General features: G+C 72.5%; 19 protein-coding genes and 1 pseudogene. 10 read left to right on the top strand and 10 right to left on the bottom strand.

The genetic code is table 11. The annotated features are described in order from the left end of the window. The first annotated feature begins 64 nt into the window (after nucleotides 1-64). Nucleotides 65-1,003 carry an LLM class F420-dependent oxidoreductase gene (locus BUE48_RS15435; RefSeq protein ID WP_012853449.1) on the top strand — a complete coding sequence of 313 codons (939 nt, stop codon included), beginning with the start codon at nucleotides 65-67 and terminating at the stop codon, nucleotides 1,001-1,003. Nucleotides 1,004-1,143: 140 nt separating this feature from the next. Then, complete coding sequence (locus BUE48_RS15430) at nucleotides 1,144-2,865, top strand: AMP-binding protein (protein ID WP_286990248.1); 1,722 nt, start codon at nucleotides 1,144-1,146, stop codon at nucleotides 2,863-2,865. A 45-nt stretch (nucleotides 2,866-2,910) separates the two neighbouring features. Here BUE48_RS15430 and BUE48_RS15425 read toward each other — a convergent pair whose 3' ends face one another. From BUE48_RS15425 to map, 4 genes are all read right to left on the bottom strand, one after another. Beyond that, on the bottom strand, nucleotides 2,911-3,990 hold the full coding sequence (locus BUE48_RS15425; protein ID WP_012853447.1) for a S1C family serine protease: 1,080 nt from the start codon (nucleotides 3,988-3,990) through the stop codon (nucleotides 2,911-2,913). A 118-nt stretch (nucleotides 3,991-4,108) separates the two neighbouring features. Next, complete coding sequence (locus BUE48_RS15420; protein WP_041441973.1) at nucleotides 4,109-4,825, bottom strand: metal-dependent hydrolase; 717 nt, start codon at nucleotides 4,823-4,825, stop codon at nucleotides 4,109-4,111. A 120-nt stretch (nucleotides 4,826-4,945) separates the two neighbouring features. Continuing rightward, nucleotides 4,946-5,593 (bottom strand): ComEA family DNA-binding protein, encoded by a 648-nt coding sequence (locus BUE48_RS15415; protein ID WP_245536870.1) that lies wholly within the window; start codon nucleotides 5,591-5,593, stop codon nucleotides 4,946-4,948. Nucleotides 5,594-5,699: 106 nt separating this feature from the next. Continuing rightward, a complete protein-coding gene (gene map, locus BUE48_RS15410) occupies nucleotides 5,700-6,548 on the bottom strand; it encodes a type I methionyl aminopeptidase (RefSeq protein ID WP_041439836.1) in 849 nt (282 codons plus the stop codon). Between the two features lie 70 nt (nucleotides 6,549-6,618). On the opposite strand from map, the gene BUE48_RS15405 reads away from it, so the two are divergent. Beyond that, nucleotides 6,619-6,804, top strand: coding sequence for a hypothetical protein (locus BUE48_RS15405; RefSeq protein ID WP_041439833.1), 186 nt, complete (start codon nucleotides 6,619-6,621; stop codon nucleotides 6,802-6,804). Between the two features lie 15 nt (nucleotides 6,805-6,819). Here the strand turns inward: BUE48_RS15405 and BUE48_RS15400 are convergent, their stop codons facing one another. Next, the gene (locus tag BUE48_RS15400; protein WP_286990244.1) at nucleotides 6,820-7,476 is read right to left on the bottom strand and encodes a cyclase family protein; all 657 of its coding nucleotides are present in this window, start codon (nucleotides 7,474-7,476) and stop codon (nucleotides 6,820-6,822) included. Between the two features lie 24 nt (nucleotides 7,477-7,500). Beyond that, on the bottom strand, nucleotides 7,501-8,085 hold the full coding sequence (locus BUE48_RS15395; protein ID WP_012853441.1) for a hypothetical protein: 585 nt from the start codon (nucleotides 8,083-8,085) through the stop codon (nucleotides 7,501-7,503). A 141-nt stretch (nucleotides 8,086-8,226) separates the two neighbouring features. Here BUE48_RS15395 and npdG point away from each other — a divergent pair, with 141 nt between their 5' ends. After that, nucleotides 8,227-8,907, top strand: a complete 681-nt coding sequence (gene npdG / locus BUE48_RS15390) for an NADPH-dependent F420 reductase (protein ID WP_012853440.1) — start codon at nucleotides 8,227-8,229, stop codon at nucleotides 8,905-8,907. 113 nt (nucleotides 8,908-9,020) lie between these two features. Here the strand turns inward: npdG and panB are convergent, their stop codons facing one another. After that, the gene (gene panB / locus BUE48_RS15385) at nucleotides 9,021-9,887 is read right to left on the bottom strand and encodes a 3-methyl-2-oxobutanoate hydroxymethyltransferase (protein ID WP_012853439.1); all 867 of its coding nucleotides are present in this window, start codon (nucleotides 9,885-9,887) and stop codon (nucleotides 9,021-9,023) included. A gap of 301 nt (nucleotides 9,888-10,188) precedes the next feature. On the opposite strand from panB, the gene BUE48_RS15380 reads away from it, so the two are divergent. From BUE48_RS15380 to BUE48_RS15365, 4 genes are all read left to right on the top strand, one after another. Next, entirely contained in the window at nucleotides 10,189-11,766 is a 1,578-nt protein-coding gene (locus BUE48_RS15380) for an MFS transporter (RefSeq protein ID WP_012853438.1), read from the top strand. Between the two features lie 31 nt (nucleotides 11,767-11,797). Next, entirely contained in the window at nucleotides 11,798-12,409 is a 612-nt protein-coding gene (locus tag BUE48_RS15375; protein ID WP_012853437.1) for a TetR/AcrR family transcriptional regulator, read from the top strand. A gap of 240 nt (nucleotides 12,410-12,649) precedes the next feature. Then, nucleotides 12,650-14,743: a SpoIIE family protein phosphatase gene (locus BUE48_RS15370; RefSeq protein WP_286990239.1), complete on the top strand. Its 2,094-nt coding sequence runs from the start codon at nucleotides 12,650-12,652 to the stop codon at nucleotides 14,741-14,743. Between the two features lie 466 nt (nucleotides 14,744-15,209). Next, on the top strand, nucleotides 15,210-16,253 hold the full coding sequence (locus tag BUE48_RS15365) for a hypothetical protein (RefSeq protein ID WP_041439829.1): 1,044 nt from the start codon (nucleotides 15,210-15,212) through the stop codon (nucleotides 16,251-16,253). Between the two features lie 85 nt (nucleotides 16,254-16,338). On the opposite strand, the gene BUE48_RS15360 is transcribed toward BUE48_RS15365, so the two are convergent. Then, nucleotides 16,339-18,114 (bottom strand): NAD+ synthase, encoded by a 1,776-nt coding sequence (locus tag BUE48_RS15360; RefSeq protein WP_012853434.1) that lies wholly within the window; start codon nucleotides 18,112-18,114, stop codon nucleotides 16,339-16,341. A gap of 51 nt (nucleotides 18,115-18,165) precedes the next feature. Beyond that, nucleotides 18,166-19,209: a terpene synthase family protein gene (locus tag BUE48_RS15355; RefSeq protein WP_012853433.1), complete on the bottom strand. Its 1,044-nt coding sequence runs from the start codon at nucleotides 19,207-19,209 to the stop codon at nucleotides 18,166-18,168. A gap of 370 nt (nucleotides 19,210-19,579) precedes the next feature. Here BUE48_RS15355 and glnA2 point away from each other — a divergent pair, with 370 nt between their 5' ends. Next, nucleotides 19,580-20,941, top strand: a complete 1,362-nt coding sequence (gene glnA2 / locus BUE48_RS15350) for a gamma-glutamylpolyamine synthetase GlnA2 (RefSeq protein WP_012853432.1) — start codon at nucleotides 19,580-19,582, stop codon at nucleotides 20,939-20,941. Nucleotides 20,942-21,022: 81 nt separating this feature from the next. Beyond that, entirely contained in the window at nucleotides 21,023-24,058 is a 3,036-nt protein-coding gene (locus BUE48_RS15345) for a bifunctional [glutamine synthetase] adenylyltransferase/[glutamine synthetase]-adenylyl-L-tyrosine phosphorylase (RefSeq protein WP_012853431.1), read from the top strand. A gap of 78 nt (nucleotides 24,059-24,136) precedes the next feature. Here the strand turns inward: BUE48_RS15345 and BUE48_RS15340 are convergent. Then, a pseudogene (locus tag BUE48_RS15340) lies at nucleotides 24,137-24,775 on the bottom strand (phosphatase PAP2 family protein); the annotation flags it as partial. Nucleotides 24,776-24,939: the final 164 nt, after the last annotated feature.

The raw sequence follows: 24,939 nt of genomic DNA, 5'->3' as shown, positions 1-24,939 counted from the left end.
CAGGGCGGATCCGCTGACGGCGGACGGCGCTGACGCCCCCGCCCCGGCCGGGAAAGGTGGGGGCATGCGAGATTTCCGGTTCGGGTTCAACTTCTTCGATCTGCCCTCCCGCCAGGAGTTCGTCGCGCGCTGCCGGACGGCCGAGCGCTTCGGCTACGACGTGGCCTTGATCCCCGACCACCTGGGCGGGCCGGCCCCGTTCCCGGCGATGGTGGCGGCGGCCGAGGCGACCGAGCGGCTGCGGGTCGGTCCCCTGGTGCTCAACGTCGGCTTCTGGAACCCCCACCTGCTGGCCCGCGAGGTGGCCACCGCCGACCGGCTCACCGACGGCCGCGTCGAGCTCGGGCTGGGCGCCGGCCACATGAAGTGGGAGTTCGACGCCGCCGGCCTGCCCTGGGAGCCGTTCGGCGCCCGGGTGGAGCGGCTGGAGCGGACGGTCGAGGAGCTGACCCGGTTGTTTTCCGGCCCGGACTATCCGCAGCGCGCGGCCGTCCGGGAGCTGCATGACCTGGCCGAGCTCAAGCCGGTGCAGCGGCGGGGCTTCGGCGGTTTCGGCCCGCCGCTGCTGATCGGCGGCACCAGCGACCGGGTGCTGCGCCTGGCGGCCCGCTGCGCCGACATCATCGCCTACGGCGGGGGCCTGCAGATGAAGGGCGCCGAGCCGGGGACGTTCCGGCTGGCCACCGCGGCCGAGGCCGAGGAGCGGGTGCGCTTTGTGCGCGGGCTGCTGGGGGAGCGGGCCGACCGCGTCGAGTCCAGCGTGCTGATCCAGGCCGTGATCGTGACCGGCGACCGGCGTGCGGCGGCCGAGCGCCTGTCGGCCGAGCGGATGCCGTTCCTGACCCCCGAGCAGGTCCTGGAGACCCCGTTCCTGCTGCTGGGCACGCACCGGCAGATCGCCGACCAGTTGCTGGAACGGCGTGAACGCTATGGGTTCTCCTACATCACCGTGCACGGTCCGTACATGGAGGCCCTGGGCCCGGTGATCGAACTGCTGCGCTGAGGAGCCCATCGGACGTCGCTTCGGCACATCGGGCGCATCGTTATGGGCAAACCCTTGCGCCAAGAGAACCGAACGCGATTCGATTAGGTCTGCGGCTGTGTGAGCAGCCTCACTACCAGCAGTTTCGTGAAAGGACGACGATGGGTGCGACGTCTGCGGGCAACCCCGCGCACTGGCCGGCCGGACTGCCACGGTCCCTGGATTACCCCGACGTCGCGGTGGGGGCGATCCTCGCCGGTGCGGCCCGCCGCTGGGGCGACCGGACGGCGTTCCACTACCAGGGGCAGGACATCTCCTACGCCGAGCTGGCCAGGCAGGCGGCGCGGTTCGCGCACGGGCTGCGGGCCCGCGGCATCGGGCGCGGCGACGTGGTCGCCATCCACCTGCCGAACATCCCGCAGTTCCCCGTCGCCTACTACGGCATCCTGCTGGCGGGCGCCACGTTCTCCCCGTGCAACCCGCTGCTGCCGCCCGACGACCTGGCCTTCCAGCTCGACGACTGCGGCGCCGTGGCGGTGGTGACGCTGGACTTCGTGGCCGGCTCCCTGGCCCAGGCGCTCAAGAACACCAAGGTCCGCACGGTGATCGTGGCCCCGCTGATGGGCGATGCGGTGGACCTGTCCACCCTGTGCGACGGCGCGTTCGCCGAGTGCGGGGTGAACTTCGCCGAGATCGGCGCAGGGCAGCCGGACACCTTCCCCGAGGTGGACATCGACCCCCGCACCGATTTGGCCCACATCGCCTACACCGGCGGCACCACCGGCCGCTCCAAGGGCGTGATGATCCCGCACCGCAACGTGGTGGTCTGCTCGCTGCAGTACGCCTGCTGGGGCGCCGGGGCGCTGCCGAAGCTGGACGAGGCCGGCGGGCTGACGCTGGACCAGATCGGCTCGGAGGAGGAGTACCCGGTCCGGCTGGGCACCGGCGTGCTGGTCAACGTGGCGCCCTGGTTCCACGCCATGGGCACCATCGGCTACCTGAACATGCCGATGCTCAACGGCTCCACCGTGGTGGTCCACCCGCGGCTGGACGTCCCGGCGTTCCTGGCCGACATGGAGAAGTTCCGCGCCACCACCCTCGGCGGCGCCCCCGCGCTGTTCTCGGCGCTCATGGCCGACCCGTCGTTTGAGACGCGGGACCTGTCGTCGGTGCGGTCCATCTCCTCCGGCGCCGCCCCGCTGCCGGTGGAGATGATCAACAAGCTCCGCGAGAAGTTCCCCGACGCCACGCTGGTCGAGGCCTACGGCCTCACCGAGGTCACCATGGGCGTCACCGCCAACCCCCCGCACCGCTCCGGGGAGCGCAAGGCCGGCACCGTCGGCGTCCCGGTCTTCGACACCCAGGTCAAGCTGGTGCCGGTGGACGCCGAGAAGGTCGACGACTCCACCCCCGGCCTGCCGCCCGGCCAGGAGGGCGAGGTCTGCGCCAAGGGCCCGCAGGTCATGGTCGGCTACCTGAACCGGCCGGAGGAGACCGCCGCGGTGCTCAGCGAGGACGGCTGGCTGCGCACCGGCGACATCGGGGTCTTCGACGAGGACGGCTACCTGTCCATCGTGGACCGCAAGAAGGACATGCTGATCTACAACGGGTACAACGTGTACCCGCGGGAGCTGGAGGAGATCCTCTTCACCCACCCCAAGGTCGCCAACGCCGCCGTGGTGGGCCGTCCCGACCCCAAGGCCGGGGAGCTGCCGACCGCCTTTGTGGTCAAGTCCGGCGAGGTGACCGCCGAGGAGCTGATGGAGTACGTCAACGCCAAGGTCATCCACTACAAGAAGCTGCGTGAGGTGATCTTCGTCGACGAGATCCCGGTCTCGGCGGCCGGCAAGGTCCTCAAGCGGGAGCTGCGCGAGCGGCTGTAGCCTCCCGGTGCCCGGCGGCGCTCCGGCGCCGCCGGGCCTCCTGGCTCACTCTCCGGGCAGCTCGCCCAAGGTGACCTTCACGGTGCGCTCCCCGGCGCCGTCGGCCGGGCGGATGACCACCTCGACGGTGTCCCCGGGCGACAGCTGCGCCAGCACCTGCGACAGCGCCGTCTGCGTGGGGGTGTCGGTGCCGTTGACCCGGACGATGACGTCACCGGGCCGGATCCCGGCCCGCTGGGCGCCGCCGCCCTCGGTGACCGAGACCACCCCCACCCCGGCGGGCTGCCCGCTGCGCAGATCGGCCACCGTGCGGACGGTCACCCCCAGGGCGGCCCGGCCGGAATTGGTGACCCGGCCGTCCTTGATCAGCTGCGGGACGATCCGGGTGACCGTGTTGCTGGGGGTGGCGAAACCGATGCCCGGGGCGGCGCCGCCGCCTTGGGGGTCGTTGGCGGCGGCGGTGGGAATCCCGATCACCTCGCCGTTCAGCGTGACCAGCGCGCCGCCGCTGTTGCCCGGGTTGATCGCCGCGCTGGTCTGGATGGCGTCGGCGATGGTCGCGCCGGGGAAGGCGCCCTGCCGGCCGGTGGTGACGCTGCGGCCGGTCGCCGAGACGATGCCGTTGGTGACGCTGCCCGACAGCCCCAGCGGGCTGCCCATCGCCAGCACGATGGTGCCGACCTCCAGCTTGGCGGAGTCGCCGAAACGGGCCGGGGGCAGCACCCCGCCGCGCACCTTCACCACCGCCAGGTCGTCGGGCACGAAGGCGCCGACCACGCTGGCCTGCAGCGGCCGGCCGCCGCTGGCCGGGACCACCTCGATCCGCCGGGCCCCGGCGATGACGTGCGCGTTGGTGACGATGTGGCCGGCGGAGTCGTAGACCACGCCCGAGCCCTCACCGGAGTCGGTGGTGATCTGCACCACCGAGGGCAGCACCGCCTTGATGACCCTCTCGTACTGCTCCTCCAGCTGAACGGCGCCCTGCGCGGTGGCCACGGTCGCCGTGCCGGTGCCGCCGGCGCCCGGCCTGCCCGGCTCCGGGCCGCCGGCGCACCCGGCGGCCATGGCCGCCCCCAGCAGCACGGCTGCTCCCGCCCGCAGCACGGGCCTGAGCTTTGCGTCCATGCAGAACCTCCTGAACCGGGTTGTCCCCACCACAAAAGGTTCAATCGGACGGTGATCGCCCCCTGACGGGGCGGAGCGCTCGCCGCGGCTCGCGGGACGCGGCAGGGACGGCGCCCGGTCAGCCCGCGCCGGCGAACCAGCGGGCGGCCGCGTCCCCGAACACCGCGTAGGCGGCCAAGATCACCGCGCTCACGGCCAGGACGGGTGCCACCACCACGCGCTCCACCGCGCCGTCGGTGCGCGGCACCAGCGGCAGGCCCACCCGCCACGGCGCCGGCCACAGCACCGGGCAGCCGCGCGGCGTCAGGCAGTCCCCGATCACGTGCGCCAGGCAGCCCAGGGTGACGGCATAGCCGGCGAAGCTCATGTCCAGGCCGCTCATCCACCACACCGCCAGCGCCGCCACCGCGCAGTCGGCGGCCGACGACCACACCGGGTGCCCCTCGAAGTCCAGGCCGATGCCGCGCAGCCCGAACCCGACGGTGATGAACAGCGCCACCCACCAGGCGTACGCCACATGGGTGGCCAGCAGGTCCATCACCAGCCCCGCGGCGAGGGCGAACAGGATCGAATGGGTGGCCTGCCGGTGCCCGCCGGAGATCCGGCCGACCCACTTGCACAGCAGCTTGGTGAGCGGCCCGATGGTGTTGGCGATCCGCCCGTTGTGGTGGTCGATGTCCGGCAGCAGCGCCGCGCCCGCGCACACCACCGCGCCCGCCAGCACCTGAGAGGTCGACAACGAGACCGCGAACTCGCCCAGCAGCCGCTCCTGGGAGAGCAACGGCACGGCCGCCAGCCACACCACCGCGCCGCTGAGGGCGTGCGTACGCCCCATCATGGGAGGTTCACCCGAAAGATCCGCACACACGGACTGTAACCATCGCGGACCCCGGCCGGGGAGCGGCACGCCGAAAACCGGCCATGTCGGGTACCGGCCGCCGGGGCCTTGCCGGCTTCAGGGCAGGAAGACGGCGTATTCGGCGATGTCGGAGGTGAGAGCGGGCGGCAGCTGCGCCAGGGTGGACAGCTCCTCGGCGGACACGAACCCGCCGGTCTCCTGGCGGACCTTGATGATCCGGTGGGCGAGCTCCTCGGTGACGCCCGGCAGCATGGTCAGCACCGTCGCCGGGGCGTGATTGACGTCGATCAGCCCCCCGTCGTCATAGCGGCGCGGCAGGTCCGGCCGGCCGATGCGCAGCTCCTTGGCCATGGCCGGGTCCTTGGCGGCCAGCTCCCGCGCCTTGGCCCGCAGCAGCCGCTGCCGCCGCACCATCTCGATCGCGGCCTCGTTGCCGGCCAGGCCGCCCGTCCCCTCCGGATCGAACACCCTGCGCCGCACCAGGAAGGCGTGAAAGCAGCCCACCACCGCCTGCGTCAGCAGGCACGCCCCGTACAGCCGCTCGGCGCCGGCGTCGGTGTCGATGACCGGCAGCAGCATCATCTGCAGCGCGAACACCCCGAGGTAGAACGCCGCGGCGACCACCAGATGTCCGCTGCGGCGCCAGATCGCCGCGCCCGCGAACGCGAACGGGGTGGCCCAGCCCAGGGTCAGGAAAGGCGACACCGCCCAGATGACGCTGAGCGCCGCACGCCCGGGAGACATGCTGTCGGAGGGGACCCGGGGCTCATACGGCGCTGGCGAGGTCATCCGTCACGTCTCCCATGGCGGAGGCAGAAAGCGGGCGGCAGATCTCTTACCCCGCCGAAGGTCAGGGAAGAGTGAGAATTTCGTGACCGTCCTCGGTCACCAGCACGGTGTGCTCGAACTGGGCGGTGCGCTTGCGGTCCTTGGTGACCACCGTCCAGCCGTCGTCCCAGATCTCGTACTCGATCGTGCCGAGGGTGAGCATCGGCTCGATCGTGAACGTCATGCCCGGCTGCATGATGGTGGTGGCGTTCGGGTCGTCGTAGTGCGGGATGACCAGCCCGGAGTGGAAGGTGGTGCCGATGCCGTGCCCGGTGAAGTCGCGCACCACCCCGTACCCGAAGCGGCGGGCGTACGACTCGATCACCCGGCCGATCACGTTGATGGCCCGGCCCGGCGCGACCGCGCGGATGCCGCGCATCATCGCCTCACGGGTGCGCTCCACCAGCAGGCGGGACTCCTCGTCGACCTCCCCGACCAGGAAGGTGGCGTCGGTGTCGCCGTGCACGCCGTCGATGTAGGCGGTGATGTCGATGTTGATGATGTCGCCTTCGCGCAGCACCGTGTCATCGGGGATGCCGTGGCAGATCACCTCGTTGATGGAGGTGCACAGCGACTTGGGAAAGCCCCGGTAGCCCAGCGTGGAGGGGTAGGCGCCGTGGTCCAGCAGGAACTCATGGCCGATCCGGTCGAGTTCGTCGGTGGTGATGCCGGGCCGCACGTGCCGCCCGACCTCCTGCAGCGCCTGCCCGGCGATCTTGCCCGCCACCCGCATCCGCTCGATGATCTCGGGGGATTTGATGTCGGGCTCGCCCGTGCGGGGCTGTTTCTTCCCGACATACTCCGGGCGGGCGATGTGCGCCGGTACTTTGCGCATGGGGGAGATGCGGCCTGGCCGGAGTTGGGTCGTCATGTCACTGGAGTGTAGTTGTCCCGCCGTGGGCACGACTGTGGACGCGAAGCCGGCAACGGGAGGTGGCGGGTTGGAGATCTCCGACGACGCGTGGTGGTACTGCCTGCGGCACATGCGGGTCGAGCACGGCCCGGGCTGTGCGAACAAGGACCGGATGGGCCCCTACCGGACGGAGGCCGAGGCCGCCGGCGCCCTGGAGCTGGCCCGCAGGCGCAACGAGGCCTGGGACGAGCAGGACGACGAGGGAGACGACTGACTCGCCGGGGGCGTCTTAATCGACCACCGCGTAGGCGCGCACGGGGAACGTGCCCATCCCGGTGATCGGCGGGGGCACCGCGCTGAACCGGAAACCGCCGGGCGGCAGGTCCTCCAGCCCCCGCAGGTGCTCGACGATCGGGATGCCGGCCGCCAGCAGCCCGCTGTGCGCCGGGCGGCTCAGGTCGGCCATGTCGTCGATGTTCACCGAGTCGATGCCGACCAGCGCGGCGCCGCCGGCGATCAGCGCCTCCACCGCGCTGCGGGCCAGGTAGGGGTGGTCGGGCGCGCCGTAGCGCTCGGTGCCGAAATGCCGGCTCCAGCCGGTGGCCACCAGCACCGCCCGGCCCGCCACCGCCACGCCCGCCAGGTCGTCGGCCTCCAGCGCGCGCCGTCCCGGCCGCACCCGCACCACCGTGCCGGGCAGGTCCGCCAGCCGCTCCAGCGGGAACGTCCCGAGGTCGGCGCCGTCCTCATACCAGTGGAACGGCGTGTCCACGTAGGTGCCGGTGTTGGCGACCATGGTGATCTCGCCGATCTGGTAGGCCATGGCGGGGCCGAAGCGCTCGGCGGCCTGGGCGCGCGAGATGTGGTCGCCGATGCGCGGGACCGGCAGCCCGGGGTAGGTCGTCATGCCCGCGGTGATGCGGTGGCTCAGCTCGATGAACGGCATGGCCCCAGTGTGGGACGCCCGAGGTCACTCCATCACCGGGCCGGTGACCTTCTCCAGCAGGCGGGCCAGCCGGTCGCGCAGGCCCGGCCGGCGCCGCGGCGCGCCCCCGGCGGCCGCGCTGACCAGGTGCTGGGCGCCGTCGAAGGACAGCAGCCGTTCCCCGGCGGGCACCGTCAGCGCCTCGTGGGCCAGCCCCGACAGCTCCCGGTCCCCGCCGTCGAGTGTGAGGATCGTCACGCCGGTGCGGCGCGCGTCGTCCACCCGTTCCAGCAGCGGGGCGGGCGCGGCGTCCTCGGCGACCACGAACAACGTCTCCCCGCGCCGGGCCTGCTCCAGCCGTTCGATGCCGACGCGCAGGTGCGGCGGCGAGCCGGGCGGGGGGGACCAGCGCACCAGCGTGGGGGACAGCCAGGGCAGGTGGTTGAGACGGCTCTCGTCGTCCAGGTGGGCCGCCATGTGCCAGGGTTCGGCGGTGGGGGTGCCGACCAGCAGCAGGCCCTCGGAGCGGTTGGCGCAGTCGCGCAGCGCGAGGGCGAACTCCTCGGTGCGCCCCAGCCAGTCGGATGCCGACAGGACTTCGCGCAGCATCGCCACCTGCTCTGCGTCCATGTCTTCATCGTGCCGCAGCCGGCGGCCGCCAGGGGGGCGAACCGACGGAGAACCGACGGAGAACCGACGGAAACGAGCGGCCGTGAAGGTAGGGCGGAGCCCGCCGGAGGGCGGCTTGGAGCGCTTTGGCAGGATCGGGGCATGAGTGAGCAGAAGACGCCCTACGACCTGCCGGACGTCGCGGGCCTGTCCATCGGCATCCTCGGCGGCACCGGCGACCAGGGCAAGGGGCTGGCCCGGCGGTTCGCCATGGCCGGCCACCAGGTGATCATCGGTTCCCGCAGCGCCGAGCGCGCCCGGCAGGCCGCCGAGGAGCTGGGGCTGGGGGTGCGCGGCGCCGACAACGCCACCGCGGCCGCCGAGCCCGACGTGGTGATCGTGGCGGTGCCCTGGGAGGGCCACAAGGCCCTGCTGGAGTCGCTGCGCGAGCAGCTGGCCGGGAAGATCGTCATCGACTGCGTCAACCCGCTGGGCTTCGACAAGCGCGGCGCCTACGCCCTGCCGGTGGCAGAGGGCAGCGCCGCCGAGCAGGCGGCCGCGGTGCTGCCCGACAGCCGGGTGGTGGCCGCCTTCCACCACGTGTCGGCCAAGCTGCTGCTGGACCCGGACGTGGCCGAGGTGGACCTGGACGTGCTGGTGCTCGGCGACGACCGGGAGGCCACCGACCTGGTGCAGGCCCTGGCCGGGCGGATCGCCGGGGTGCGCGGCGTCTACGGCGGCCGGCTGCGCAACGCCCACCAGGTCGAGGCGTTCACCGCCAACCTGATCTCCATCAACCGCCGCTACAAGGCCCACGCGGGCCTGCGCATCACGGACGTATGAGGAGCCTTCCCGGGCCGGTCCCGCCGCGGGACCGGCCCGGCAGGGCCGCGAGAAATGACGACGGCGGACGGGAGCGCGGCGCGGTCCGCTCCCGTCCGCCGGTGGAGGAGAGCTCAGCGGTAGGAGTGCTCGGGGCTGGGGAAGGCGCCCGCGACGACCTCTTCGGCGAACGCCCGGGCCGCGTCGCCGAGCACCGTGGCCAGGTCGGCGTACTTCTTGACGAACTTGGCGGTGCGCGGGGTCAGCCCGGCCATGTCCTGCCAGACCAGCACCTGGGCGTCGCAGGCGTCCCCGGCGCCGATGCCGATGGTGGGGATGGACAGCGAGGCGGTGACCCGGGCGGCCAGGTCGGCGGGCACGCACTCCAGCACCAGCGCGAACGCGCCGGCCGCCTCCAGCGCCTTGGCGTCGGCCATCAGCTGCTCGCCGGCCTCGCCGCGGCCCTGCACCCGGTAGCCGCCGAACACGTTCACCGACTGCGGGGTCAGGCCCAGGTGGCCCATCACCGGGATGCCCGCGGCGACCATCGCCTCCACCTGGGGCAGGATGCGCCGGCCGCCTTCGAGCTTGACCGCGTGCGCGCCGGTCTCCTTCAAAAAGCGCACCGCGGTGGCCAGCCCCTCTTCCACGCTCGTCTGGTAGGAGCCGAACGGCAGGTCGGCCACCACCATCGCCCGGCGCGAGCCGCGGACCACGGCGGCGGTCAGCGGGATCAGGTCGTCGACGGTCACCGGGATGGTGGAGTCGTAGCCGTAGACCACCATGGCCGCCGAGTCGCCGACCAGCAGCACGGGGATGCCGGCCTCGTCGAACACGCGCGCCGTCATCGCGTCGTAGGCGGTCAGCATGGGCCACTTCTCGCCGCGCTGCTTGGCGGCGGCGATGTCGCGTACGGTGACCCGCCGGTCGGTTCCGGCCTTGCCGCCGTACAGAGCGGTCGGACGGCCGTGCTGGGCGGGGCTGGAGACAGCAGAAGACATGAGACAACCTCCGGTCTCGAGGCGCCACGGTGGCGTACCCGGACGGGATCGATGATCCCACGGACAAAACGGATGCGGTAGACCCGGGCATTCCCGGCCGGAGCGTTTTCGGCGGTTTGCAGGATGCGGTGACACGAAGGGCCGGAACGCAATACGAAACGATACGGTACCGTATCTATATTGTTTCCGAGCGCGTCGTTCCACCCGCGATCGCTCTCCCGAGAGTCTTGGAACACAGGCGCCTCACCGGCTCATTCCCGCCTGCAGGGGACGGAGGAGACCGGGAGGGCAAAGGAGGAACGTGCAATCACAACCCCGCCAGGGCGGGCACCCCCGCCGCTGGCCGATTCTCGGCGTGCTGGTCTTCAGCCTGCTGGTGGTCGTCCTGGACAACACCATCCTCAACGTCGCCCTGCGCACCATCGCCGACCCCGGGCGCGGGCTGGGCGCCACCCAAAGCGAGCTGGAATGGGCGATCAACTCCTACACGCTGGTGTTCGCCGGGCTGCTGTTCACCTTCGGGGTGATCGGGGACCGGCTGGGCCGCAAGCGGGTCCTGGTGGCCGGCATGGCGGTCTTCGGCCTGGCCTCACTGGTGTCGGCGTACGCGCAAAGCCCCGAACAGCTGATCGCGGCCCGGGCGCTGATGGGGCTGGGCGGCGCGGCGATCATGCCGCAGACCCTGTCGATCATCACCAACGTCTTCGACCCCACCGAGCGCGCCCGCGCCATCGGGATCTGGTCGGCGGCGGTCGGGCTGGCCGTGGCGATCGGCCCGATCACCGGCGGGCTGCTGCTGAACCACTTCTGGTGGGGCTCGGTCTTTTTGATCAATGTGCCGATCGTGACGCTCGGGCTGACCGGGATGCTGCTGCTGGTCCCCGAGTCCCGCAACCCCGACCCCGGGCGGCTGGACCCGCTCGGCGTGCTGCTGTCGATCGTCGGCCTGGTCTCCCTGTCGTACGGGATCATCGAGGGCGGCGAGCGCGGCTCCTGGCTGGAACCGGTGGTGCTCGGGCCGATCGCCGTCGGGCTGGCGGTGATCGCGCTGTTCGCCTGGCACGAGGCGCGCACCGACCACCCCGCCTTCGATGTGCGGCTGTTCCGCGACCCCCGGCTGTCGGTGGCGGTCGGCTCCATCGCCTTCTGCTTCTTCGCCACCTCCGGGGTGTTCTTCTTCGGCTCCTTTTACCTGCAGTCGGTGCGCGGGCTGAGCCCGCTGGAGGCGGGGGCGATGATGCTGCCGTTCGCGGCCGGCCAGCTGATCTTCTCCCCCTACAGCCCCACCCTGGTGCGCCGGTACGGGGCCAAGGCCGTGTGCACCGCCGGGATGCTGCTGGTGGCCACGGCGATGGTCGGCTATCTGCTGTGCGACGAGACCAGCCCGCTGTGGGTGTTCGGCGTGGTGGCCTTCGTCCAGGCCAGCGGCATGGCCCACGTGATGCCGCCGGCCACCGAGTCGGTGATGTCGGCGCTGCCCCGCGAACGGGCCGGCGCCGGCTCGGCCCTCAACAACACCGCCCGCCAGGTCGCGGTGGCGATGGGCGTGGCCGTGCTCGGCTCGCTGGTCGCCTCGGTCTACCGCGGCGAGCTGAGCGGCCTGCTGGCCCGCCTGCCCGCCGGGTTGCCCGCGCAGGTGCGGCATGCGGCCGGCGAGTCCATCGAGGGCACGCTGGCGCTGGCCGCCCGGCTGGGCCCGGCGGGGGAGGGCCTGATCGAGCCGGCGCGCAGTGCGTTCGTGCACGGCATGCACGTCGCCGTGGTGGCCTCGGCGATCGTCGCGTTCACCGGTGCCATGCTGGTGCTGCGATGGATGCCGGGACGGCCGGCGCCGGCCGGCCGGCGGCCCCGGCCCGCCCCGGCCGAGCAGCGGCTTTGAGCGGAAAGTTGCGACGAAGGCGGTGACGGCGATGAGCCAGACCGAAACCCGGTCCCGCAGGCCCGAACCCGCCAGGCCCGGGCGGCCGCGCAGCGCCCGGGCCGACGAGGCGATCCTGCAGGCCACCCTCGAGCTGCTCGCCGAGGAGGCGGGGGTGGCCGGGATCTCCATGGAGGCGGTGGCGGCGCGGGCCGGGGTGGGCAAGAGCACCGTCTACCGGCGCTGGCCCAATAAGGAACGGCTCATCGTCGACGCCTTGGCCGCTCTCAAACGCCCCCTTCCCGACCCGGCCGGCGGCTCGGTCCGCGACGACCTGCTGGCGCTGGCGGAGGCCATGTGCCGCGAGCGGTCGGCCAAGCACGGCCGCTGCCTGTGGAACGTCCTGGGCGGTGCGGATAAATATCCCGAACTGCTGGCCCGTTACCACCGGGAGGTCATCGAACCGCGCCGGGAGATCATCCGGCGGGTGCTGCGCCGGGGTGTGGAGACCGGGGAATTGCGCGCCGACCTTGATGTCGAAGCGGCCATCGAAATGCTCGTGGGCGCCATGACCCTGCAAAGCCGCGCCCCGGCGGCCACCGCACCCCCCGAGGACCTGGCCGAACGGGTCGTGGATACGCTGCTGCGCGGCATCGCGGCCTGAACTCCGCCGCCACCGCAGGCGATGAGATTCGGCCTTATCCGTCTTATTCCGCGGCCCATTCTCCGCGCGATCTCCCGCCCCATCCGGCCGTTCCGCCCGGGTGCCTTCCCCGGTTCTTCTCCCCAGCCGAGTGACCATGCTTCATACTGAGCGCCAGGAAGCCGTGGAACGACAGGTTCTCAAGAGCGCGAGGTGACCGACTTGCCGACACCCCGGACTGCGGGCGCGCAGCCAGGTGCCGTGCCCGCCGCCGATTCGGACTCCCGGACCTTGGTTCTCGGCATCGACCGATCCGGACGGGTGGTCCAGTGCGGCCACAACGCTCGCGCCGTTCTGGGGCACCGGGCCGAGGAACTGCTCGGCAGGGACACCGCTGCGCTGGTGGCCGACGAGGCCAAGGAGGACCTGGACACCCTGCTGGAGGGGGTCGCCGCCGGGCAGGAGCGCACCGCCGTGCTGGCCGTGCGGCGCGCCGACGGCTCGGTGACCGACGCCGTCGTCACCGCCCAGCCCATGGTGGCCGCCCAGGACGGCCGGCCCGGCCCGGTCGTCGCCGCGCTGCTGCACGTGCGGGTGGCGCTGCCGCCCAGCGAACGCTTCCAGGACCCGGCGCGCATGCGCCGCGCCCTGCTGGACGACCCGCTGACCCGCTTCGGCGCGTCCTTGGACCTGGACCAGACCGCCAAGGAACTGGCGGACGTGATCGTCCCGCACTTTTGCACCACCGCCACCGTGCTGGTGCTGGAGAGCCTGGTCGCCGCCGACGAGGTGCACAGCGAGTCCGGCGCGGCCGTGCTGCGCCGCCTGGCGGTCGCCTTCGACGACGGCAACGAGATGTGGCCGGCGACCTTCCCCCAGGGGGAGGTGCTGGTCTACCCGGAGGGCACCCCCTACCGCAAGTGCCTGGACACCGCCCAGCCGGTGCACATGCCCCAGGTGAGCGCGGAGACCGCCGCCGAGATCGCCCGGGTCTGGCGCCGCCCCCCGGTGGCCGGGCTGCTGAGCGGCGTGTCGATGGTGCTGCTGCCGCTGATCGCCCGCGACACCCTGCTGGGCATGATGGTGTGCGTCCGGGTGCCGGGCTTTCGCCGCTTCGACGCCTACGACGTCGAGATCGGCATGGAGTTCGCCGCCCGCGCCGCCATCGTGCTCGACAACGCCCGCCGCTTCAGCCGGGAACGTGCCACCGCCCTGGCGCTGCAGCGCAGCCTGCTGCCCAACCGGCTGTCGGCGCCGACCTCGGTGGAGGTGCGGCACCGCTACCTGCCCGGCAGCAAGCTGGTGGAGGTCGGCGGCGACTGGTACGAGTCGATCAAACTGCCGGGCGCCCGGGTCGCCCTGATCGTCGGGGACGTGGCCGGGCACGGGGTGCGCGCCGCGGTCACCATGGGACGGCTGCGCACCGCCCTGCACACCCTGGCCAACCTGGAGTTCTCCCCGGCCGACGCGCTGCATGAGCTCAACGAGCTGATGATCGAGCTGGGCGAGCAGGAACCGCACTTCGCCACCTGCGTGTACGCGGTCTACGACGCCTCCGCCGGAACCTTGGAGATCGCCTCGGCCGGGCATCTGCCGCCGCTGCTGGTGCGGCCCGACGGCACCAAGGAGTACCTGGAGGTGCCGCCCGCCCCGCCGCTGGGCGTGGCCGGCGGCACGGCGATCGGCAGCCGCACCTTCCGGGTCGACGACGGCAGCGTCTTCGTCATCTACACCGACGGCCTGGTGGAGAACCGGGGCCGCGACATCGACGACGGCCTGTCGCGGCTGCGCGACGTCTTCGGCCCCGACACCGCCGAGCGCCGCATGGAGGACCTGGCCAAGGCCGTCCTGAACGGGGTGTACGCCGACCACCACCGCGACGACATCGCGGTGCTCATCGCCCGGCTGCGCCGGCTGCCCGAAGAGCACCGGGTCTCCTGGACGCTGCCGGCCGACCCGGCCGCCGTCCGCCGCGCCCGCGGCCTGGTGCGCACCCAGCTGGACCGCTGGGGCCTGGAGGAGCTGTCCTACACCACCGAGCTGCTGACCTCCGAGCTGATCACCAACGCGCTGCGCTATGCCCCCGGCCCCATCGAGCTGCGCCTGCTGATGGAGCGCACGCTGATGTGCGAGGTGTTGGACCGCTCCGCGGCGCTGCCCCGGCTGCGGCACGCCACCGACGAGGAGGAGAACGGCCGGGGCCTGCTGGTGGTCAGCCAGCTCGCCCACCGCTGGGGATCCCGCCGCACCGCCACCGGCAAGGTCGTCTGGTGCGAGCAGCTCATCCCCGGCGTCGATCCCGAGCCCGAAGAGCCTCCCCAGTCCTGGCCGGGCGAGAACCACCACCGCGACTGACCGCTTGCGGCCGCCGGCCGCGAAACCTCCGCACGCAGCCGGCCTCGCCACGCCCGCACACCGGTGCTCCCGGCCCTGCGGGCAGCGGGGATCGCCTTTCACTGAACCTTTTCAGCGCGCCGTTTCCGCGGCTGAGGACGGAGGCGTCGCGGTCGAGGAGACCGTGACCCGTGATGGCACGGCACCGTGCTGAGGCTCCGGTCTCGGCCGCTTGAGGCCACGTGCTGGAAAGGTTCACCGTGCCCTTGGCCATGACCGGTGCCGGCCAGGCCGTTTCGGCTTCGGCACTCGGGCGGCGGCCGTTGCCGATGGGATTCTGATCGGGCGCTGCGGGCGTCCTTCTCACCGGCCGGAAGACCGCCGCCGCGTCAGGCTGCATTGGGCTTTGCAAGGCTGTACCGGCACTCCGCTGTGGGAGAGACGCACAAGGCGCGCCTTAACGGATCACCGAGTGAACGGGTGAGGCATGTCTGTCGCTGACCTGGATCTGCGCATGTCTCGGCGAGCGCTGGTGTGGCAGATTCCGCTGTTGCTTTTCACATTGGCGGTGGGGGTGATATGGGCGGCGCGATGCTCCATGTGGGAGCTGGCGGCGGTACTGCTCCTCATGCCCGTGCTCCTGCTGGGAGACATGGTGGTGACGCTGCGCGGCCGGGTCCGGGTGACAAGAGAGGGAGTGGGCAACCGGCTGGGCGTGCGATGGACATGGACGCCCTGGCACCAGGTCAAGGCCGTTCAGGTCAGACGGGGGATCATCGGCCGCAGCGCCGTGCTGGTCGGTGTGGGCGGCCACAGACGCCTGCTGGCCGCGCCGCATGATCGCTTTCTGGCCCGGGACCGGGAGTTCGACCGGCGAATCCGGCGGATGCTCGAACTGGCCGGCGACCGCCGGCCGGAGCTCGTCGAGGTCTCGGCAAAGTCGGGGAGTCTCGTCAGGACGGTGCTCTCGCTGCTGCTGGTGGGCTCGGCCCTGGTGCGCCTGCTGCCCGTGTTGTGGCCGCCCGACCAGCCCTGGTGGCCGGGGCGGTTGGAGGCGGCGCGGATTCCGCGCGCGTGTTCCGCGCTGGACCCGGCCGTTGCGCAACAGTACCTCGGGTCAGCGCGCAAGGTGATCGACCACGATTCGCGGGATGACTTGTCGGACCTCTCCCGGTGCATGTGGGAGGGCGCGCTGGGTTTGCTGATCCTGCGATATGACCGGTACGCGGATGTGGACTTCCAAAACGGAATGCGCGAGTCCGCCGATCGATACGAATCCGCGGTCGCCGACGCCGTGCGCGATGGCGCCCGCCGGACCGCCGAGACGCCGTCCCTGGGGGATGAGGCCGTCGCTCTGCTCGGTTCCCCGGTGAGGGGCGTGCATGAGGCCCATGTCGTCTCCCGGCGGGCGAACGTGGTCGTCGCCGTGACGCTGCGGTCCGATCACCCGGCGGGTCGCCCGGCGGCACGCACCCTGCGGGACGCCGAGGAGATCGCACGGACCGCCCTGGGACGGATCGCTTTCGGGTGACGGCGAGACGGCCGGATGACCGGCGCCCGCCGGCCGGCTGCGGAGAGCGGGCGCCGGGCCGGTGCGCCCGGGGGGCCCGGTCCGCTCAGCCGGCCGAGGGCTCGCGCCAGCGGTTGGTGATGGGCAGCCGGCGGTCGCGGCCGAAGTTCTTGCCGGTGATCTTGGGTCCCGGCGGGTACTGGCGGCGCTTGTACTCGGCCCGGTCCACCAGGCGGATCACCCGCTCCACCAGGGCGGGGTCGTGACCGGCCGCGATCAGCGCGTCGCGGCCCATGTCGCGTTCGACGTAGTCGTCCAGCAGGGCGTCCAGCACGTGGTATTCGGGCAGCGAGTCGGTGTCGAGCTGGCCGGGCCGCAGCTCCGCCGACGGCGGCTTGTCGATGATCTGCTGGGGGATGGGCGGGACCTGTCCGGCCGCCACCGCCTGCTCGTTGCGCCAGCGCGCCAGCGCCCACACCATCGTCTTGGTGACGTCCTTGATCGGGCCGAAGCCGCCCGCCGAGTCGCCGTACAGGGTGGAATACCCGGTGGCCAGCTCGCTTTTGTTGCCGGTGGTCAGCACCAGGTGGCCGTGCTGGTTGGACAGCGCCATCCACACCACCGCGCGCACCCGGGCCTGCAGGTTCTCCTCGGCCAGCCCACTGGGGTGCAGCTCGCGTTCGAACGCCTCCACCATGGGGTTGATCGGCACCGTCCGGGCCTGCAGGCCCTGCCGTTTGACCAGCTCCTCGGCGTCGGCGACGGAGTGGCCGGAGGAGTAGCGGCTGGGCAGCAGCACCACGTGCACGTTCTCGGCGCCGATGGCGTCGGCGGCGATGGTGGCCACCAGGGCCGAGTCGATGCCGCCCGACAGCCCGCAGATCACCGAGCGGAAGCCGTTCTTGCGCACATAGTCGCGCACCCCCAGCACCAGCGCCGCGTACACCTCGGCCAGGTCGTCCATGGGCGGCGCCACCGGCGGGGGGACGGCCTCATACGGTGGGACCGGGTGCGGCGACAGCACGGTGCGCTCCACCGTGATGGTGGCGCCGTCGGCGGCCCGCACCGGCTGCTCCCGCGGCAGCGGCTCCGACCCCGCCTCCGGCAGCTGCAGGTCGGCCACCAGCAGCTCCTCGGTGAAGCGGGGGGCACGGGCCAGCAGCCGCCCGTCCGGCCCCACGATCATCGAATCGCCGTCGAAGACCAGTTCGTCCTGCCCGCCGACCATGTTGACGTAGGCCAGCGTGCACCCGGCCTCCCGGGCCCGCCGCGCGGCCAGCTCCAGCCGCACATCGTCCTTGCTGCGCTCGTACGGCGAGCCGTTGATCACCAGCAGCAGCCCGGCGCCGGCGGCGCGGGTGACGCTCACCGGCCCGCCGTCCTGCCACAGGTCCTCGCAGATCACCGCGGCCACGTCGATCCCGGCCACCCGCACCGCCGGCAGCCGGTCGCCGGGCACGAAGTAGCGGAACTCGTCGAACACCCCGTAGTTGGGCAGGTGGTGCTTGGCCGAGCGGACCGCCACCCGCCCGCGGTGCAGCCAGGCCAGCGCGTTCAGCGGGGCGCCGGCGGGCCGGCCGGGACGCGCCGGGGCGTCGGCGCGGCGGTCCAGATAGCCGGTCACCACCGGAAGATCGCCCAGGCCCGCATCGGCCAGGCGCCGCGCCACCTGCTCCAGGGTGCGCTGGGAGGCCTCGACGAACGAGGTGCGCAGCGCCAGGTCCTCCACCGGGTACCCGGTCAGCATCATCTCGGGGAACGCCACCAGATGGGCGCCGGCCTCGGCGGCGCGGCGGGTCCACTCCACGATCAGGTCGGCGTTCCCCTCCAGATCGCCGACCGTGGGATTCACCTGAGCGAGAGCCAATCGCAGCTGTGCCACACCCCCAGGGTAGGCGGCCGTGATCGGTCGGCCCGCCGCCGGGACGGCGGCTCAGCCGATGGTCCGGGCCACGCCGGCGGCCGTCCGGTGCAGCAGCACCACGGGGGAGCGCACCGGCGGGGTGTAGCGGCCGGTCTCGGCCAGCCAGTCCATGTGGGCCCGCGGGGCCTGCAGCAGCACCCGCACCACCGCGGCGGTGTCCTTGCGGCCCTGCGGCCCGATCTCCAGCCGGTCCAGTTCGGCGCCCACCGCGCGGGCGGCCTCCCGCACCTGCGGGGCGCGGCGGGCGATGCGGTCGACCACCCAGGAGGCGGCCTGTGCCGGCGCCATGCCGAGCTCGCGGCAGGCCACGGCCACCAGGTTGCCGGTCACCGGCACGGTGCCCTGGCGGGACTCCTTGGGGTAGGAGACCACGTCGTTGGCCCAGGTGATCATGTCGGCGGTGCCGTCGACCAGCGCCTTCCAGGCGGGGCTGCGCTTGAGGCGGGGGTCCAGCGCCACCTGCAGCACCGGCTCGGCCAGCTCATACAGGAACGGCCCGGCCGAGCGGCGGCGCAGCACGGGGTAGTCGGCCAGCGGGGCTATGCGGCCGGTGCGGCGGTTGACCGCCTCCTCGGCGCAGGCGGCCCGGTGCTCCTCCATCAGGCGCAGGAAATGGTGCCGCCACTGCGGGCTCGTTCCCGGGACGGTGTCGCGCCACAGCTCCTCCAGCGCCAGCTCCAGGGCGCCGGCCTCCGGCTTGGTGTGGCCGCGGCGCAGCGCCCCCAGCAGGTCGGCGTACAGCCCGTCCACGGAGGTGGCCGAGGCGCCCAGCGGGGTGTCGTCGAAGTGGTCGTCCAGCGCGAACAGCCACATCAGCCAGCGGGCGAACAGCACCACCCGGTCCGGCTGGGCGTGCGGGAAGATCCGGCAGGCCAGCCGTTCGAAGCGGGCGCGTCCCAGCGGCGTGGCGTCCGGGTCGCCGAGCAGCAGGCCCCGGGAGCGGGCCCACCCTTCGGCCTGCGCGCCGATCAGCTGGGCGGCGGGGTGCATGCCGGACCGGTCGGCGAGCGAGGCCACCCGGTCGGCCAGGGAGAGAACGAGTGCGGCATCCACAGCACGACCAGGCTAGGGAGCGCGCCGCGGGGGAGTCGCCGACCGCCACGTCAAGTCTTCGGCAACGGCGGGGCGGGAAAATCTCGCGGGCGCCCTGCCCGGTTCGGCTGTGACCAAGTTCATGTTCTTTTCGGGCCGGCCGGTAGATTTGGCTGGGGCAGACCTTTTCTGGGGACTCTGTAACGCCAAAGAAACAGCCACAAGGCATACTGCTAGGTAGCCGGACGTGTCGGCGCATGCATGGCGTGTCCGGGGGCCTGGCGGAGGGTGCCGCCCACGGCGCCGCGGATGGGGGCGAAGTGGTCCCGCCGGCGGCGGCGAGCGGGTAGGAACGGGTCGGGCAAGCAGAAGGCAATCAAGGGAGAAGGCCTTGGACCGTCAGCAGGAGTTCGTGCTCCGCACTCTGGAGGAGCGCGACATCCGCTTCATCCGACTGTGGTTCACCGACGTGCTCGGGTTCCTGAAGTCGGTCGCGGTCGCGCCCGCCGAGCTCGAAGGCGCCTTCGCCGAGGGCATCGGATTCGACGGGTCGGCCATCGAGGGGTTCGCCCGGGTCTTCGAGGCCGACATGATCGCCAAGCCCGACCCGGCGACCTTCCAGATCCTGCCGTGGCGTTCGGAGGCGCCCGGGACGGCCCGGATGTTCTGCGACATCCTCATGCCCGACGGCACGCCCAGCTTCGCCGACCCCCGCTATGTGCTCAAGCGGGCGCTGGCCAAGGCGGCCGATCTGGGGTTCACCTTCTACACCCACCCCGAGATCGAGTTCTTCCTGTTCAAGAACCTGCCGGAGGACGGCTCCGAGCCCGATCCGGTGGACGCCGGCGGCTACTTCGACCACACCCCGCACAGCACCGCCCACGACTTCCGGCGCAACGCGATCATGATGCTGGAGGCGATGGGCATCTCGGTGGAGTACAGCCACCACGAGGGAGCCCCCGGCCAGCAGGAGATCGACCTGCGGTACGCCGATGCGCTGACCACCGCCGACAACATCATGACGTTCCGGCTGGTGATGAAGGAGGTCGCCCTCGAGCAGGGGGTGTGGGCCTCCTTCATGCCCAAGCCGTTCACCGACCACCCCGGCTCGGGCATGCACACCCACATGTCGCTGTTCGAAGGCGACCGCAACGCCTTCTACGAGCCGGGCGCCGAATACCAGCTGTCGAAGGTGGCGCGGGCCTTCATCGCCGGCCTGCTGCGGCACGCCGCCGAGATCACCGCCGTCACCAACCAGTTCGTCAACTCCTACAAGCGGCTGTGGGGCGGCGTGGGCGCCTCCGCGGGCGCCGGCGGCGAGGCCCCCTCCTACATCTGCTGGGGCCACAACAACCGTTCGGCGCTGGTGCGGGTGCCGATGTACAAGCCGCACAAGGGCCATTCCACGCGCATCGAGTTCCGTTCCCTGGACACCGCGGCCAACCCCTACCTGGCCTTCGCCGCCATCCTCGGCGCCGGTCTGAAGGGCATCGAGGAGGGCTATGAGCTGCCGCCGGGCGCCGAGGACGACGTGTGGGCGCTGAGCCCGGCCGAGCGGCGGGCGCTGGGCATCGAGCCGCTGCCGCAGAGCCTGGATGAGGCCATCAAGGCCATGGAGCGCAGCGAGCTGATGGCCGAGGTGCTCGGCGAGCACGTGTTCGACTTCTTCCTGCGCAACAAGCGCGCCGAATGGGAGGAATACCGGCGTCAGGTCACCGACTGGGAGCGCAAGCGCCACATCGCCGTGCTGTAAGGACACGCCGAGCGAAACTTTCGATCACATCTCGGCCCGGTTTGCCTTCCGAGGCCTGGATGTCCCGTTACGGTTGAGGCCGTGAGCGAGCCGTGGACCTCTGAACGCCGTCCATCCTCTCTGACCGGCCGGCTGGCCCGGCTCGGTTTCACGGACGCCGGGCGTGCCGAACGGCTGCTGGCCGAGGCCGCCGCGGAAGGCGTGACGGTCACCGACGCGATGCTGGACGCCCTGGGCGGCGCCGCCGACCCCGACCTGGCCCTCTCCAGCCTGCTGCGGCTGCTGGGCGAGCTCGACGCGCCGGAACGCGCCGCGCTGCAGGCCGATGAGGGCCTGCGGCGCCGCCTGCCCGCGGTGCTGGGGGTCAGCGCCGCGCTCGGCGAGCACCTGGCCCGGCACCCGGGCGACTGGCGGGTGCTCAGCGGCGATGGAGCGATCCAAGCGCCCGACCCCCGCGACCTGCGCGACAGCCTGCTGCGCGCGGTGGGCGCCGACCCCGCCGACCCCGCCCCCACGGCCGCCGACGCCTCCACCGAGACGCTGGTGGCGCTGCGGGCCGTCTACCGCCGTCACCTGCTGCACCTGGCCGGCCGGGACCTGACCGGCGTGCTGGACGTCGGCGAGGTCGCCGCCGAACTGGCCGACCTGGCTTCCGCCGCCCTGGAGGCCGGGCTGGCCGTCGCCCGGACCGAGGTGCCCGAGGCCGACTCCTGCCGGCTGGCGGTGATCGGCATGGGCAAGTGCGGCGGACGGGAGCTGAACTACGTCAGCGACGTCGATGTGATCTTCGTGGCCGAGCCCCGCCCCGGCCACGACGAGACCGAGGCGCTGCGCGCCGCCTCCCGCCTGGCCTCGGGCCTGATGCGGGCCTGCTCGGCCAGCACCCCCGAGGGCGCGCTGTGGGAGGTCGACGCCGCGCTGCGCCCCGAGGGCAAGGCCGGGCCGCTGGTGCGCACTCTGGCCAGCCACCGCGCCTACTACGAGCGCTGGGCCAAGACCTGGGAGTTCCAGGCGCTGCTGAAGGCCCGCCCGGTGGCCGGGGACATGGAGCTGGGCGCCGACTACATCGACGCCATCGCCCCCCTGGTGTGGAAGGCGGCGGCCGGGGAGGAGTTCGTCGAGGACATCCAGGCCATGCGCCGCCGGGTGGAAGAGCACCTGTACAAGCGCACCGAGGAGACCGACCGGCAGCTCAAGCTGGGGCCCGGCGGGCTGCGCGATGTGGAGTTCGCCGTCCAGCTGCTGCAGCTGGTGCACGGCCGCGCCGACGAGACCCTGCGCAGCCGCGGCACCCTGGAGGCGCTGTCGCTGCTGTCGGAGGGCGGCTACGTCGGCCGCGACGACGCCGCCGGGCTGGCCTCGGCCTACCGGTTCCTGCGCAACGTGGAGCACCTGCTGCAGCTGCACCGGCTGCGCCGCACCCACACCGTCCCCGACGACCCGGCCGACCTGCGGCGGCTGGGCCGGGCGCTGGGGCTGCGCACCGACCCGGTGGGGGAGTTCACCCGCCTGTGGCGGCGGCACGCCCGCACCGTGCGCACCCTCCACGAGAAGCTGTTCTACCGGCCGCTGCTGCGCGCGGTCGCCCGCCTCCCCGAAGAGGAGGCCCGGCTGACCCCCGAGGCGGCCCGCACCCGCCTGGTCGCGCTGGGCTTCACCGACCCGGCCGGGGCGCTGCGGCACATCCAGGCCCTCACCTCCGGGGTGTCGCGGCGCGCCGCCATCCAGCGCACCCTGCTGCCGGTGATGCTGGGCTGGTTCGCCTCCGCCCCCGACCCCGACGCCGGGCTGCTGGGCTTCCGCCAGGTCAGCGACGCGCTCGGCACCACCCCCTGGTACCTGCGGCTGCTGCGCGACGATGTGACGGTGGCCGAGCGGATGGCCAAGGTGCTGGCCTCCAGCCGGTACGCCACCGACCTGCTGCTGCGCGCCCCCGAGGCGGTCGCCATCTTGGGCAACGACGCCGAGCTGGCCCCCCGTCCCTTCGAGGCCCTGCTGAACGAGGCGCTGGCCGCCGTCCGCCGCCGCGAGGACGACGATCGCGACGCCCACGCCTCCGCCGAGGACGCGGTGGCCGCGGTGCGCGGGCTGCGCCGCCGGGAGCTGTTCCGCATCAGCGTCGGCGATCTGCTCGGCCTGATCGATGTGCGCACCGTCGGCGAGGCGCTCACCGACATCGCCACCGTCACCATCGAGGCGGCCCTGCAGGCGGCCATCAACAAGATCGAGATGGAGCGGCGCGGCCCGCTGCCCACCCGCATCACCGTGGTCGCCATGGGCCGTTTCGGCGGACGCGAGCTGGGCTACGGCAGCGACGCCGACGTGATGTTCGTGCACGACCCGCTGCCCGGCGCCGACGAGCGGGACGCCCAGAACGCCGCGCACGCGGTCGCCGAGGAGATGCGCCGCCTGCTGTCGCGGCCCGCCCCCGACCCGCCCCTGCAGATCGACCCCAACCTGCGCCCCGAGGGCAAGGCCGGCCCGCTGGTGCGCACCCTGGCCTCCTACGAGGCCTACTACTCGCGCTGGTCCTCGCCCTGGGAGGCCCAGGCCCTGCTGCGCGCCGACCCGGTCATCGGCGACGCCGAGCTGGGCCACCGGTTCCGCGCCCTGATCGACCCGATCCGCTGGCCCCGGGACGGCATCAGCGATGCGGCGCTGCGCGAGATCCGCCGGCTCAAGGCGCGCATGGAGTCCGAGCGGCTGCCCCACGGGGTGGAGCGGCGGCTGCACACCAAGCTCGGCCCCGGCGGCCTGTCGGATGTGGAGTGGGTCGCGCAGCTGCTGCAGCTCCAGCACGCCCACGAGGTCGCCGGGCTACGCACCACCTCCACCCTGGCCGCCCTCGACGCGGCCGTGGAGGCCGGGCTGCTGGACCCCGCCGACGGGGAGGTCCTCTCCTCGGCCTGGAAGCTGGCCACCCGCATCCGCGGCACCATGATGCTGGTGCGCGGCAAGGCCTCCGACCTGCTGCCCACCGACCACCACCGGGAGCGCACCGCCGTCACCCGCGTCCTGGGCTACCCGGGCACCGGGGACCTGCTGGAGGACTACCGCCGGCACGCCCGCCGCGCCCGCCGGGTCATGGAGCGGGTCTTCTACGGCATCTCCGACTAGCGCGGCGGCCGGGGCGGGCTCCTTCGGCGGCGCCGGCGCACGGTGCCGGTGCGCGGCCCGCGTCAGCAGCAGCGCTCCGGCGACCAGGCAGACGCCCACGACGGCGTCCACCACGTAGTGATTGGCGGTGGCGATGATCACCAGCACGGTGACCGCCGGGTACAGCGCGCCGATCGCCTTGACCCAGGACCGCCCGCCCAGCAGCACCAGCGCGAATCCGCACCACAGCGCCCAGCCGGCGTGCATGGACGGCATCGCGGCGTACTGGTTGGTCAGCGTGCCCGCGCTCTGCCCCGAGTACAGCCCCCACGAGCCCAGCGCCTGCACCGGGTCGACGAAACCTTCGCCGGTCAGGAAACGGGGCGGGGCCAGCGGGTAGAGCCAGAACCCCACCAGCGCCGCCGCCGTGGCCGCCATCAGCGCCGTCCGCAGCCACCGGTAGTGGCGGGAACGGAACCGGTACAGCCACACCAGGACGATCAGTGTCACGGCGAAGTGGGCGATGCCGTAGAAGTAGTTGGCCGACAGCGCCAGCCAGGAGGCCTGCAGCAGCGCCTGGTTCAGGCTCAGCTCGATGTCGATCCCCAGCGTGCGTTCCAGCGCCAGGATCTCGTAGGCGTTCTGGAACGCCACCGCCGTGCCGCCGTCGTTGAGCACCAGCCGGGTGAGGGTGTAGGCGCTGTAGAACACTGCGATCAGCAGCAGTTCACGCCACATCGGCGGGACGGCCCGCCAGGTTCGGGAGGCCGTCTGGACGGTTTCGGACACGGAACCGGGGGACCGCCGGCGGGGGTTCGACAGGGCGGTGGGAACCATGCCACCCATACTGATCAACCGTCACCTGAATGTGATCACCAAGATGAACGGTGTTCATCTCAGAC

Origin of the sequence: Thermomonospora sp. CIF 1 (genome assembly GCF_001896795.1) — a bacterium.
Lineage (GTDB): Bacteria > Actinomycetota > Actinomycetes > Streptosporangiales > Streptosporangiaceae > Thermomonospora > Thermomonospora curvata.
This window is presented reverse-complemented; position numbering and strand designations above follow the sequence as displayed.

Bases quoted from the DNA above. Each gene is read 5' to 3' on its own strand.
- BUE48_RS15425 (WP_012853447.1), bottom strand. From the start codon at position 3,990: ATGGACGCAAAGCTCAGGCCCGTGCTGCGGGCGGGAGCAGCCGTGCTG.
- BUE48_RS15395 (WP_012853441.1), bottom strand. From the start codon at position 8,085: ATGGACGCAGAGCAGGTGGCGATGCTGCGCGAAGTCCTGTCGGCATCC.
- BUE48_RS15435 (WP_012853449.1), top strand. From the start codon at position 65: ATGCGAGATTTCCGGTTCGGGTTCAACTTCTTCGATCTGCCCTCCCGC.
- BUE48_RS15375 (WP_012853437.1), top strand. From the start codon at position 11,798: ATGAGCCAGACCGAAACCCGGTCCCGCAGGCCCGAACCCGCCAGGCCC.
- panB (WP_012853439.1), bottom strand. From the start codon at position 9,887: ATGTCTTCTGCTGTCTCCAGCCCCGCCCAGCACGGCCGTCCGACCGCT.
- npdG (WP_012853440.1), top strand. From the start codon at position 8,227: ATGAGTGAGCAGAAGACGCCCTACGACCTGCCGGACGTCGCGGGCCTG.
- BUE48_RS15420 (WP_041441973.1), bottom strand. From the start codon at position 4,825: ATGGGGCGTACGCACGCCCTCAGCGGCGCGGTGGTGTGGCTGGCGGCC.
- BUE48_RS15400 (WP_286990244.1), bottom strand. From the start codon at position 7,476: ATGCCGTTCATCGAGCTGAGCCACCGCATCACCGCGGGCATGACGACC.
- BUE48_RS15430 (WP_286990248.1), top strand. From the start codon at position 1,144: ATGGGTGCGACGTCTGCGGGCAACCCCGCGCACTGGCCGGCCGGACTG.
- BUE48_RS15415 (WP_245536870.1), bottom strand. From the start codon at position 5,593: ATGTCTCCCGGGCGTGCGGCGCTCAGCGTCATCTGGGCGGTGTCGCCT.
- BUE48_RS15365 (WP_041439829.1), top strand. From the start codon at position 15,210: ATGTCTGTCGCTGACCTGGATCTGCGCATGTCTCGGCGAGCGCTGGTG.
- map (WP_041439836.1), bottom strand. From the start codon at position 6,548: ATGACGACCCAACTCCGGCCAGGCCGCATCTCCCCCATGCGCAAAGTA.